The 11624-nt window shown below is 59.5% G+C and carries 10 protein-coding genes; 5 read left to right on the plus strand and 5 right to left on the minus strand.

Annotated elements, in window-relative coordinates:
- Nucleotides 1–120: 120 nt before the first annotated feature.
- Complete coding sequence (locus tag IFT59_RS02535) at nucleotides 121–1239, plus strand: TRAP transporter substrate-binding protein (RefSeq protein ID WP_192086015.1); 1119 nt, start codon at nucleotides 121–123, stop codon at nucleotides 1237–1239.
- Between the two features lie 436 nt (nucleotides 1240–1675).
- Here the strand turns inward: IFT59_RS02535 and IFT59_RS02540 are convergent, their stop codons facing one another.
- Together IFT59_RS02540 and IFT59_RS02545 are read right to left on the minus strand one after the other, a co-directional pair.
- Nucleotides 1676–3193 (minus strand): TRAP transporter large permease, encoded by a 1518-nt coding sequence (locus IFT59_RS02540; protein ID WP_062461083.1) that lies wholly within the window; start codon nucleotides 3191–3193, stop codon nucleotides 1676–1678.
- Nucleotides 3194–3224: 31 nt separating this feature from the next.
- Complete coding sequence (locus IFT59_RS02545; protein ID WP_062461080.1) at nucleotides 3225–3764, minus strand: TRAP transporter small permease subunit; 540 nt, start codon at nucleotides 3762–3764, stop codon at nucleotides 3225–3227.
- A gap of 302 nt (nucleotides 3765–4066) precedes the next feature.
- On the opposite strand from IFT59_RS02545, the gene IFT59_RS02550 reads away from it, so the two are divergent.
- The 4 genes from IFT59_RS02550 to IFT59_RS02565 all read left to right on the plus strand — a co-directional run bounded on the left by IFT59_RS02550 (nucleotide 4067) and on the right by IFT59_RS02565 (nucleotide 8956).
- Nucleotides 4067–6391: a putative bifunctional diguanylate cyclase/phosphodiesterase gene (locus tag IFT59_RS02550; protein ID WP_249407464.1), complete on the plus strand. Its 2325-nt coding sequence runs from the start codon at nucleotides 4067–4069 to the stop codon at nucleotides 6389–6391.
- A 165-nt stretch (nucleotides 6392–6556) separates the two neighbouring features.
- Nucleotides 6557–7315: an N-acyl amino acid synthase FeeM domain-containing protein gene (locus IFT59_RS02555; protein ID WP_180215465.1), complete on the plus strand. Its 759-nt coding sequence runs from the start codon at nucleotides 6557–6559 to the stop codon at nucleotides 7313–7315.
- 171 nt (nucleotides 7316–7486) lie between these two features.
- Nucleotides 7487–7711 carry an aa3-type cytochrome c oxidase subunit IV gene (locus tag IFT59_RS02560; protein WP_062582159.1) on the plus strand — a complete coding sequence of 75 codons (225 nt, stop codon included), beginning with the start codon at nucleotides 7487–7489 and terminating at the stop codon, nucleotides 7709–7711.
- A gap of 222 nt (nucleotides 7712–7933) precedes the next feature.
- Complete coding sequence (locus IFT59_RS02565) at nucleotides 7934–8956, plus strand: LLM class flavin-dependent oxidoreductase (RefSeq protein WP_062461071.1); 1023 nt, start codon at nucleotides 7934–7936, stop codon at nucleotides 8954–8956.
- A gap of 6 nt (nucleotides 8957–8962) precedes the next feature.
- Here IFT59_RS02565 and IFT59_RS02570 read toward each other — a convergent pair whose 3' ends face one another.
- From IFT59_RS02570 to rpsU, 3 genes are all read right to left on the minus strand, one after another.
- Nucleotides 8963–10057 carry an NAD(P)/FAD-dependent oxidoreductase gene (locus IFT59_RS02570; RefSeq protein ID WP_192086017.1) on the minus strand — a complete coding sequence of 365 codons (1095 nt, stop codon included), beginning with the start codon at nucleotides 10055–10057 and terminating at the stop codon, nucleotides 8963–8965.
- Nucleotides 10058–10071: 14 nt separating this feature from the next.
- Complete coding sequence (locus tag IFT59_RS02575) at nucleotides 10072–10854, minus strand: tetratricopeptide repeat protein (protein WP_446737823.1); 783 nt, start codon at nucleotides 10852–10854, stop codon at nucleotides 10072–10074.
- 240 nt (nucleotides 10855–11094) lie between these two features.
- Nucleotides 11095–11343 carry a 30S ribosomal protein S21 gene (gene rpsU / locus IFT59_RS02580; RefSeq protein ID WP_062461068.1) on the minus strand — a complete coding sequence of 83 codons (249 nt, stop codon included), beginning with the start codon at nucleotides 11341–11343 and terminating at the stop codon, nucleotides 11095–11097.
- Nucleotides 11344–11624: the final 281 nt, after the last annotated feature.

The following is an 11624-nucleotide window of genomic DNA, read 5'->3' on the forward strand; positions in this document are numbered from 1 at the left end:
CCGCCGTCATTGTTACATGGTCTGCTTGCAAGCATTCAAGCAACATGATTACCTCATCTAGGACTGGCGAGGTATGGGAGGAGACATCTTCGCGGTCTGTTCAACCCGGGAGGATTTTTGATGGATCGTCGTTCATTCCTGAAAAAGACGGCAGTCGGCGGCGCGGGAGCCGCTGCAGCCACAGTGCTTGCTGTTCCGCTTTCGACACCTGCCATTGCCCAGCAGAACCCGAAGATCAACTGGCGCCTGACATCGTCATTTCCGAAATCGCTGGACACGATTTATGGCGGCGCCGACGATATCGCGAAGCATGTTGCAGCCGCCACCGACGGCAATTTCACGATCCAGCCGTTTGCAGGTGGTGAGATCGTCCCGGGTCTGCAGGCGGCCGATGCGGTCTCCGCTGGCACGGTCGAGATGTGCCATACCTGCTCCTACTATTTTGTCGGCAAGGACCCGACCTTTGCGATCGGCACGGCGATCCCCTTCGGCATGAATGCGCGCCTGACGAACTCGTGGTTCTACCAGGGCAACGGCAATACGCTGATGAACGAGTTCTATGCCAAGCATCAGATCTACGGCATTCCGGCCGGCAATACCGGCGCCCAGATGGGCGGCTGGTTCCGCAAGGAAATCAACACCGTCGACGACTTTAAGGGCGTGAAGATGCGCATTGCCGGCATTGCCGGGAAGGTGCTCGAAAAGCTCGGCGCCGTACCGCAGCAGATTGCCGGCGGCGATATCTATCCGGCGCTGGAAAAGGGCACGATCGATGCGGCGGAGTGGGTCGGTCCCTATGACGACCACAAGCTCGGCTTCTACAAGGTGGCCAAGTATTACTACTATCCGGCTTTCTGGGAAGGCGGCCCGACAATCCATGCCTTCATCAACCTCGACAAGTGGAACAGCCTGCCAAAGCATTATCAGTCGGCGCTGACCGATGCCTGCGCTTTCGCCAATACCAACATGATGGCGAAATACGATCTGAAGAACCCGATGGCGATCAAGCAGATCGTATCGCAGGGGACGACGTTGCGGCCATTCAGCCAGGATATCCTCGAGGCCTGCTACACGGCTGCAATGGACGTCTACAAAGGTATTTCCGCAACCAACGCGGATTTCAAGAAGGTCTACGACGACCAGGTCGCATTCAAGAAGGAAGGTTACCTCTGGATGCAGCTTTCGGAGTACACATTCGACACGTTCATGATGATCCAGCAGCGAAACGGCAAGATCTGATCTTTCCATAGCGTTGCTACGACACGTACCCCGGATCGCAAGGTCCGGGGTTTTGTTTTGCAGCTGAGGGATGGCGCCGGACTGGATTCACGCAATAGACGCGCTGCACGTATGACCGGTTGCGTCGGCTCGACAATCACACGCTGTTATCTATGATGGCAGTGTTCGGAAGCAGAAGCAGAGCACTCCGTGGCCAGCCGGAGTATCGGTGAAGACGGGCTTCCCCGACTTTTAGGCAAAAGCCTTGCCGTCGAACAGGAGGTGATGCGATGTGGTTTCCACTGAGCATTACGTTGCTGGTTAGGAAATACCGGACGGGCTGGTCAGTGTCCGTCCGGCTCAATTTCCTAGTCAAATAACAAACGGAGGGCAGAGTTCGCGCTTTGCTCTCCACTCCAATGTACTACTGCACCGGTTTTCTGGCAAGACGAAGCCGTTACGGGTTGATCTTGGGTGGCTCGCCGAAGTTGGGCATGCCGGGTAGTCCGGGGGCAGGTTGCGCGCCGCCGCCCTGACCGGGCGCACCATCCATCGGCGGCAGGCCGAAATTGGGCATCTGGTTGTTGCCGCTATCATTGCCGAAGCCGGGGATTTCGATCTTGATCGTATTGAGATCGACGTCCGGAGCCTTGTCCAGCCAGTAGGTGACGGATTCCGGCCAGAAGATGATGATGGCGACGAGGATCAACTGCATCCCGAGCCAAGGAATGGCGCCGAGATAGATGTCCTTCGTCTTCACGGTCTTCGGCGCGATCGAACGCAGGTAGAAGAGTGCGAAGCCGAATGGCGGGTGCATGAACGAGGTCTGCATGTTGACGCAGAGCAGCACGCCGAACCAGATCAGGTCGATGCCGAGCGCGGTTGCGACCGGTGCCAGCATCGGCAGGACGATAAAGGCGATCTCGAAGAAATCCAGGAAGAACGCCAGGAAGAAAATGAAGATGTTGACGAAGATCAGGAAGCCGAGGGCGCCGCCCGGAATATGAGACAGCAGGAATTCGATCCAGAGCCCGCCGTTCATGCCCTGGAAGACCAGGCTGAAGCAGGTGGCGCCGACCAGGATGAAGACGACCATCGAGGTGATCGTCATTGTCGAATGCATGGCCTGCTTGACGAGGTCCCAGGTCAGGCGGCGGTGCATGGCAGCAAGCGCCATGGCGCCGACGACGCCGAGCGCGCCGGCTTCCGTCGGTGTGGCAAGTCCCATGAACAGGGTGCCGAGGACAAGGAAGATCAGCACGACCGAAGGGACCATGCCCCACAGCACTCTCAACACCAGCGCGGCATTGAGTTCGCCGCGGGCCTCCGGCGGCAGCGCCGGAACATCCTGGGGCCGGACGATCGAGGTGAAGAGAATGAACAGCAGGAAGATCACGACCTGCAGGATCGAAGGACCGATGGCGCCGAGATACATGTCGCCGACCGAACGGCCGAGCTGATCGGCCAGAACGATGAGGACGAGCGACGGCGGAATGACCTGGGTGATCGTGCCGGAGGCTGCGATTACGCCGGTCGCCAGCCGCGGATTGTAGCCGTATTTCAGCATGATCGGCAGGGAAATCACACCCATGGTGATGACGGATGCGGCAACCGTGCCGGTGATGGCGCCGAGGATCGCGCCCACGATGATCACCGCATAGGCAAGGCCGCCGGGAATTGCGCCGAACAGTTTTCCGGTGCCTTCGAGCAGGTCCTCGGCAAGACCGCAGCGTTCAAGAATGGCACCCATGAAGGTGAAGAAGGGAATGGCGAGAAGCAGGTCGTTGGAGACGATGCCGAAAATGCGCAGCGGCAGGGCCTGCATGAACGCATATTCGAAATGACCGGTGTAGATACCCAGGAAGCCGAAAAACAGCCCGACCGCGGAAAGGGAAAAGGCGACCGGAAAGCCGTAAAGCATGAAAATGATCATGCCCAGAAACATGGCCGGTGGCATTACGCCGTATTCAAACATGAGCTTGGTTTCCCCCCGGAATGGCGCGGTCTTATTGCAGTGGCTTTTCGTAGGTCGTGTCGACCTGGAGGGTGCCTGTAAGGCCGGCGATCCGCTTAATCAGCTCGGACAGGCCCTGAAAGGCAAGGAGCACGAACCCCGAGACGATGATGAATTTGACGGGCCAGCGGATCAGGCCGCCGGCATTCGAAGACACTTCGCCTTGCATGAAAGACAGGGAGAAGAACGGCCAGGACAGCCATGCCAGAAAGAGGCATGCTGGGATCAGAAAGATCACCAGGCCGATCGCATCGATCCACAACCGCTTGCGATCCGAGACGGCGCCGTAGATCAGATCGACGCGGACGTGTTCGTTGAGACGAAGCGTATGGGATGCGCCCAAGAGAACGATAAACGCGAACAGATACCACTGGATTTCCAGCCAGCCATTCGAGCTGTAGTTGAACGCATAGCGAATGCAGGCATTACCGGCACTGATCAGGCAGCAGGCCAGAACGAGATAACCCGCAAATTTTCCGACGATTTCGCTGACACGGTCAATTAACGCGCTGAATTTCAACAGGCCCGCCATACTCGCTCGCTCCCCAGCAGGTCTTTACCTCTGCCCGAATGAGGCGATGTAAACGAACGCTTATTAAAAGAAAAGACCCCCATAGGTCGCATAAATGCCGTTTCCAGGCATTGCGCGAAATATTATTGCGAAGGTGGTCGCGAGAGCGCATAATTGAGTTTGGAGAGTTTTAGCAATCCCTGTTACCGTTCATTGATCGCTTTTCGACGAACCCCCACAATCCAAGGGGTCGCACTCCGACAACAATCAATTTTTAAAACGTTTTCTCCATTGTCGGTCTGATGGCAAGGGAATGTGCCCCTATGAAGAATGCGGAAGCGCAAACGCTGCCGACAGAAGTGTATCTGTCGTTCGTCGAATCGCTGTTTAGAAATCGTGGAACGCTGTGGACTGGAATGGTGGTCCATATCCTGTCGTGCGCAGTGATTTTTGCGACGACGGGCTCTACCTTCTATATCATGCTGATTGCGGTGTTCTTGGCCGTCTTCACGTTCCGGGTCATCTCGTTCCGCCGCTTCGACAGTCTCGACCGTGCGGTTCTTTCCCGCGACGAGATCGAAAGCTGGGAAACACGCTACGTCTACGGCGCCGCGGCGACTGCTTTCCTTCTCGGTATCAGCAGCGCCTATGCGGTTCTTGTCCTGCGGGACATGATGGCCGCCTTCATGTGCATCGCGGTCACCATGGCGTCGATGGTGTCGATCGTCGGCCGCAACTACGGGTCTGCTCGCGCGGTTGCGCTGCAGACGACCGGCTGCTGCTTGCCGCTGATCATTGCCTGCGTGCTGACCGGCGAAATCAATCTTGCGCTGATGGCGCTCTTTCTCGTGCCGTTCGGGTTGACCACCCAGTCGATGGCGACGGGGGTGCGGGAATTTCTCTACAAGAACGTCATCGTTTCGCGCGAGATGAAGACGGTTGCCGACCAGCTCGACAGTGCGCTCAGCACCATGACGCATGCGCTGATCATGCTGGACGCCGATGGCCGGGTGCAGGTCGTCAACCGGCGCGCGCACGAATTGCTGGGACTGGGCGATGCCGAAGACCTGATGGGCGCGAGTTTCATTGCCGCCCTGCGCGACCGCGAAAACGCGTTTCCGGACGAGATCCTGACGCAGATCGGCGGCCTACTGGAAGGGCAGGCGGGCAAGACGCTGCTGCGTCTCAGTGACGACACCTATCTGGAATTCTCGCTCAGCCGCCGTTCCGAGGGCGGTCTCGTGATGATCTTCGAGGATGTCAGCGCAAGGGTCGCTGCCGAAGAGAAAATCCTTCACCTTGTTCGTTTCGACACGCTGACCGGCCTGCCGACACGGGGACATTTCACCGAACAGGTCAAACGTCGGCTGGCAAATGCAGGTCCGGAGATGTGGGCCGGGCTTGCTATTCTTGATGTCGACGGGTTCAAGCATGTCAACGACATGCGCGGCCACGTGGTGGGCGACAAGCTCCTTGCAGCAATTGCCGAACGGGCAGCGGCGTTTGCGAGCGACGAGGTTCTGATCGGCCGGCTGGTCGGTGACGAGTTCGTTCTGCTGGTGACCGGCAAAGACGGTTCTTGCGCGATCGAGGCGCGTATCCGCGAGATTCATCGGACATTCGAGGGGGATTACCGGGTCGACGGGCTTAGTCTTTCGGTATCGCTCAACAGCGGTTGCGTCATTCTGCCCGCTGAAGATTTCGACATGGAATCCTGGCAGATCAAGGCGGACCTTGCCCTCAACGAGGCAAAGTCGACCGGCAACGGCACGGTTAGAACCTTCAGGCCGGAAATGGATGGTCGGTATGTGGCCGAGCAGCGTCTGCGGACCGATCTGCGCCATGCCATCGAAAACGGCCATCTGTCCGTCGTCTACCAGCCGATGTACCGGCCGGACGGGTCCGAGATGGAATGCTGCGAGGCACTGGTGAGATGGTCGCATCCCGAGCGCGGCTGGATCGGCCCCAACATCTTCATCCCGCTTGCCGAAAGCATGGGCCTGATTTCGGACGTCACCCGGTTCGTGCTGGACAAGGCATGCGCCGACTGCGCCGAATGGTCGGGCGGCATGGCGGTCTCCGTCAATCTCTCGGTCAAGGATCTTCGTGGCGGTGCGATCACGGCAATGGTGGCCGAGACTTTGGCGCGCTACAGTCTGCCTGCGGCACGGCTGCATCTGGAAGTAACCGAAAGCTGCTTCATGGAGGAGCCTGTCGCCGTGAGTGCGACGCTCAGCCGGTTGCGCGCCAACGGCGTGACGATCGCAATCGACGATTTCGGCACCGGGTTCTCGAGCCTCAGCTATCTGGATTCCCTGCCGATCGATATCGTCAAGATCGACCGCGCCTTCGTGCGCGACATCGGTACCGATCCGCGCCGCATGAAGCTTTTGAGCGGCATCGTGCATCTTTCACGCGAGCTCGATCTCCGCATCGTTCTCGAAGGCGTCGAAACCCAGGAACAGCTGGATCTCGTGCGCAAGCACAATTTTGCGGACCTGGTTCAGGGCTACATCTTCTCGCCGCCGGTACCGGTCGATGCGTTGGAGAGTCTGCGCGTTAACGGCGTTGCTCTCAGCAAGGCGGGTAGTCGTGCCGTATCGGGCCGCAAGAACGACGCGCCGCGGTCACTGAGCGCGGCTGGCTAGACGCGTTTCCCCATATCTTCACGGGCTATTTTTTGCACTCGCGGCATAAGGTTACCGCTGGTGGTTAACTATTTCTGTTTAAAATTTGTTAAACATAATTTCGGCGATTGCGATCAAGGCTCAGTTCACGGTTAATCCTGGGTTAACGTCCCATGGATAATTCACATGCCGATAAAGCAATCTGTTCCTGAAGCACCATTTTCCGAAAAGCTCCTCGCATCCCTCGACCACATCGAATACCGCCGCATTCAGAGCGCCGAAGATTTCGAAGATATCGCCAGATTAAGATACAAAGCCTACAAGGCGCAGGATGTTCTCCCCGTCGGTGCGGTGGACATGCTCGATGAGATCGATTTCGACCGCAACGCCTATGTCTTCGGCATTCATCATTACGAAGAACTCATCGCGACGATCCGCGTCCATTACGTGACGCCGGACCATCGTGTGTGCCAGTCGACAGGCGTGTTTCCCGACGCGGTCCACGCTTTCCTCGATGCCGGGATGACGCTGATCGACCCGGCCCGGTTTGCGGTCGATCCGGCTGTCGTCGCCGAATTGCCGACGATCCCCTATATCACGCTGCGGCCCAGCATCATGGCTGCGATCCATTTCGATGCCGACCGGGTGTTGCAGCATATCCGCCCGCCGCATGCCTCGTTCTACAAGCGCATCTTCCTGGCGGATATCGTCGTGCCGCCAACGATGGCCGGCATCTACGGCTTCGAGCTCACGCTTCTTGCGTCACGCGTCAAGGAGGTAAGGCCGCAGTTGATGCGGCGGTTCCCGTTGTTCCGGTCGGAGGCCTATGAACGGCGGATGATGTTCGGCAACGAAGCGCAGTTCGACAGTCCGCCACTCACCGTTCTGCCGACCGCGAGGATCGCGGGAAGGCCGACCTCTCAGGAAATGGCGTTCGCCGAGTAGGTGTTAAAGCACCAGCCGCGGCGTGGCGCGATTGCGCTTTGAAGCGGTGTGTGTAATCTGGATCGAGAGGCGCTTTTCGGTGATCTTCCAAGGATTCGAAGAGCGAGGAGGAGGCTACCGCGCCACCCCGCCGTGATCGGCTCGTGGGCGCGGCGTTGAAGGAGATCGATGATGGACAATCACCAGAGCGGACCTATGGAGACCGGTGCTCCCATGGATTATCGCGAGCACGAGAAAACCTACGAGGGTTTTCTGGCCGCTGCAAAATGGGGCACGATGTCTACCGTCGTTCTGATGATCGCCATGGCGGCCGGCTTCTTCGGCGGCGCCGGACTTCTCGGCGGCCTCATCGTTTTCATCATCCTAAATATCGCTGGCGTCTTCCTGCTGCGCTAAGCCGGATCTGTTTCTGTCGGAGCGCGGGTGTGACGTTGCACCCGCGCGACCCTGCCGACAGGTACTCCAGACGCTATTTCATTCCATCTTCACAACACTCGTTCGCAATCTGCGAACAATCCGTCTGCGCCCAATTCGCGGCAGGGCCCTAACGGATGCTGCTCCGGCATGCCATGTAGGGGGCAACACCTCTTCTCATGCGCATATTGCCGGAGCCCTATTATGAAGAAAATCGGTTTCCTATCATTCGGCCACTGGACGCCGTCGCCACAATCGCAGACGCGCTCTGCGGGCGACGTGCTGTTGCAGTCGATCGATCTTGCCGTCGCTGCCGAAGAACTCGGTGCCGACGGCGCCTATTTCCGCGTTCACCATTTCGCCCGCCAGCTGGCTTCGCCGTTTCCGCTTCTGGCCGCCGTCGGTGCGCGCACGTCGAAGATCGAGATCGGCACCGGCGTCATCGATATGCGCTATGAAAACCCCCTCTACATGGCGGAGGACGCGGGATCCGCGGATCTGATTTCGAAAGGACGCCTGCAGCTCGGCATCAGCCGCGGTTCGCCGGAACAGGTGATCGAAGGCTGGCGCTATTTTGGCTACGAGCCGGGCGAGGGGATGACGGATGCCGATATGGGCCGCCGCCACGCCGAAGTCTTTCTCGACGTGCTGAAGGGCGAGGGTTTTGCCAAACCCAACCCGCGCCCGATGTTTCCGAACCCGCCGGGCATGCTGCGTCTGGAGCCGCATTCGGAAGGGCTGCGAGACCGCATCTGGTGGGGCGCAAGCTCCGATGCAACGGCAGTCTGGGCGGCCGGGAAGGGCATGCATCTGCAGAGCTCGACCCTGAAGAACGACGAGACGGGCGAGCCTTTCCACATCCAGCAGGCAAAGCAGATCCGCGCCTATCGCGACGCCTGGAAAGCGGCCGGCCATCAGCGCGAACCGCGGGTATCGGTCAGCCGCTCGATCTTCGCGCTGACGGACGATCGCGACCGGGCCTATTTTGGCCGCGGCGGCAAGGAGCAGGACTCGGTCGGATATATCGACGATAGCACGCGGGCGATTTTTGGTCGTTCCTATGCGGCAGAACCGGAAGCCCTGATCGAGGAGCTGCGCCAGGATGAGGGCATTGCCGAGGCCGATACGCTGCTTCTGACCGTGCCGAACCAGCTCGGCGTCGACTACAACGCCCATGTCATCGAGTCGATCCTGAAGCATGTGGCGCCGGCGCTCGGCTGGCGCTGAGGGCTGTCAGCTAAAGCGCGACAGACGGTAGGGGGCGAGAAGAGGTTCTTGCGCCCCTTCCAGGATTTCGGTGGCGGCGAACAGGCCGATCGCCGGAGCGAGAGTGATGCCCGAATGGGTGACGGCAATATAGAGGCCGGGGAGGGTTTGGCCGGTCTGATCTTCGGCACGTCCGATGATCGGAAAGCCGTCCTTTGGCGTGGGGCGATAACCGACGGTGTAGAAGTCCATGACCAGGCTGTCGCCGCCTTTGACGAACCGCTTCAGTTTGCCGAACAGCTCCTCCGCCGCGCCATCCGGACCGGTACCCGGATCCATGCCGCCGAAATCGGTTCCGGCGACTAGCCGACCGTCGGCGGTTTGCCGGACATGCAGTTCCGGCGCAATGACGAGGCCGTTGAGCATCGGTGCGACCGGCGTCGAGTGGACGAGGAGACCCGGTGGTGTTTCGACCGGAACGTCTATTCCGACAGAAGCGGTAAGGGTCGTGGTGCCGGCGCCGGCGGCGAGCACGATTTCACGGGCTGTGAATTCGCCGCTGTCGGTGACCACAGTTGCAACATGGCCTTCGCCATTGCGCCTGAGGGCAGTGACCCGGATGCCTTCGGTGAGAAGCATGCCGCGTCTTTGGGCGTCTGCGATGAGGATCTCGGAGCTCGCCTGCGGCTCGGCTACACCCTCCATCGCGGCGTAAAGCGCGGTGTTAGGCACGTCGTTCAAGGCAGGTTCGATGGCGGCAATCCTGACGGCATCGACCTCAGCGATATCGTAGCCCCAGCCGGAATGCTGACTGGCGTAGGTCGTCAAGTCAGCCTGCGACATGTCCCAGCATAGGCCGCCCGCGAAAGATAGGGGTAGGGTGGGGACGTCCTTCGCAAGGCGTTTCCATTCGGCGATGGCGCGCATGCGCAGGTCGAAATAGGCGCGCGGATTGCCCCAGCTGGCGTTGATCCAGGCGAAGGAATTCGGCGTCGCTATGCCGCCCGGTTTCTCAGAAAGAAGATGAACTTTGGCGCCTGACACCGTGAGGTGCCAGGCAATCGAGGCGCCGACAATCCCGCCGCCGATGACGATGATATCATGGCGACCGGACTGCTGCATCGTCATGGCTCCGCTTAGCTATTGCCGCCGCGCGTACGTGCCGCGCCGTCCTGGGCCGGCTTGTAGTTCGGGTCCAGGCGGACGGCATGCGAGAACGAACGGTTGGCGCGGGCACGGTCGCCGCGATGCTCATACACCAGTGCCTGGTTGGCCCAGGATTCGGCAAGCTTGTCGTTCAGCTCGATGGCACGGTTGAAGTCGGCAAACGCATTCTCGTCGTCGTTCATGGCGAGATAGGAAATACCGCGACCGTTATAAGGCTCGGCCGAGCTGGAGGAGAGCGAGATCGCCTTGGAGAAGTCGTCGATCGCCTGCGCGTGCTGATTGCGGGCCTGATAGATCAGGCCGCGGTTGTGATAAGCGCGACCGTCGGTCGTATCGAGATCGATTGCCTTGTTGAAGTCACTGAAGGCTTCGTTGAGGCGGCCGGCCTGGCGATAGATATTGCCGCGGCCGATCAGGGCGACGTCGTAATTGGCATTGATCTGGAGCGCGCGGTTGTAATCGTTCGCGGCTTCGACAGGCTTGCCCATGTTGCGATAGACGAGCGCCCGGTTCGCATAGGCCTGGTAGAACTGCGGATTGATCTGGAGCGCGCGATTGAAATCGTCCAGCGCCCGCTTGAATTCGCCGGCGCGGCCGTAGGCCGACCCGCGAATGTTGTAGCCTTCCGGATCAGACGGGTTGGAGCTGATGACGGAGGACAGGGACGAGATGTTCTGTTCCGACCCCTGGGCGCGATCGACGCTGATCATGTCCGTCGACGTGGTCGTCGAGCAGCCAGCAAGCGCGAGCATTGCTACGATACCGATCGGAGCGAGGGCCTTGCGAATTGGGGCGACGGTCAAGGAATGGCCGGAGTTTCGGGTTCCATCGGAAAAAACGGCAGTCTTGGCGGCCATCAGGCGCTTGTCCTCGTATCGGGCTGTCAGGATCGGCAGAACGTGTCGGAATGTCGACTGTTCCGAATCAAAAAAGCGGCGGCGCCCATGTCGCCACCGCTCATAATCACATGAAAACGTCGAAAAAACGACCGATCAACGAGCAGCCGGACGGGCGGTTGCCGGGCGCGGCGTTGCCGGAAGAAGACCTTCGCGCTGCATGCGCTTGCGGGCCAGCTTGCGGACGCGGCGAACGGCTTCAGCCTTTTCGCGGGCGCGCTTTTCCGAAGGCTTTTCGTAGTAATCACGCATCTTCATTTCACGGAAAATGCCTTCGCGCTGCATCTTCTTCTTGAGAGCGCGAAGAGCCTGATCAACGTTGTTGTCCCGGACAAGTACCTGCACGTGAAATCCCGTTCCTTTGGTTTGTTATCGCCAGGGAATCTGCAGGATTCGAGGCGAGAGAATGTCGGAGCCCGGCGGATAGCCGAAGCGATTGGTGAAGGCACTTAACAGAGGAGATGTCAAAAGTCTACCCGCGGCTGCGGGCTTCTCAAGAATTTTACAGCCGCTGCTCCGCGCGGGGTTATATCAGCCTAGCGATGTCCTATATCCGCCACCAAGCCATAGTCGATTTGCGCCCATGCGGGAACCTGTTCCCAACCGGCCCAAGCCTTGTCCTGCCG

This window comes from Rhizobium sp. CFBP 8752 (genome assembly GCF_014842035.1).
Lineage (GTDB): Bacteria > Pseudomonadota > Alphaproteobacteria > Rhizobiales > Rhizobiaceae > Neorhizobium > Neorhizobium soli.

Excerpts from the sequence above, each read along its gene's own strand:
- IFT59_RS02545 (WP_062461080.1), bottom strand. The coding sequence starts at position 3,764 with ATGGCGGGCCTGTTGAAATTCAGCGCGTTAATTGACCGTGTCAGCGAA.
- IFT59_RS02570 (WP_192086017.1), bottom strand. The coding sequence starts at position 10,057 with ATGCAGCAGTCCGGTCGCCATGATATCATCGTCATCGGCGGCGGGATT.
- IFT59_RS02565 (WP_062461071.1), top strand. The coding sequence starts at position 7,934 with ATGAAGAAAATCGGTTTCCTATCATTCGGCCACTGGACGCCGTCGCCA.
- IFT59_RS02550 (WP_249407464.1), top strand. The coding sequence starts at position 4,067 with ATGAAGAATGCGGAAGCGCAAACGCTGCCGACAGAAGTGTATCTGTCG.
- IFT59_RS02575 (WP_446737823.1), bottom strand. The coding sequence starts at position 10,854 with ATGCTCGCGCTTGCTGGCTGCTCGACGACCACGTCGACGGACATGATC.
- IFT59_RS02535 (WP_192086015.1), top strand. The coding sequence starts at position 121 with ATGGATCGTCGTTCATTCCTGAAAAAGACGGCAGTCGGCGGCGCGGGA.
- IFT59_RS02560 (WP_062582159.1), top strand. The coding sequence starts at position 7,487 with ATGGACAATCACCAGAGCGGACCTATGGAGACCGGTGCTCCCATGGAT.
- IFT59_RS02555 (WP_180215465.1), top strand. The coding sequence starts at position 6,557 with ATGCCGATAAAGCAATCTGTTCCTGAAGCACCATTTTCCGAAAAGCTC.
- IFT59_RS02540 (WP_062461083.1), bottom strand. The coding sequence starts at position 3,193 with ATGTTTGAATACGGCGTAATGCCACCGGCCATGTTTCTGGGCATGATC.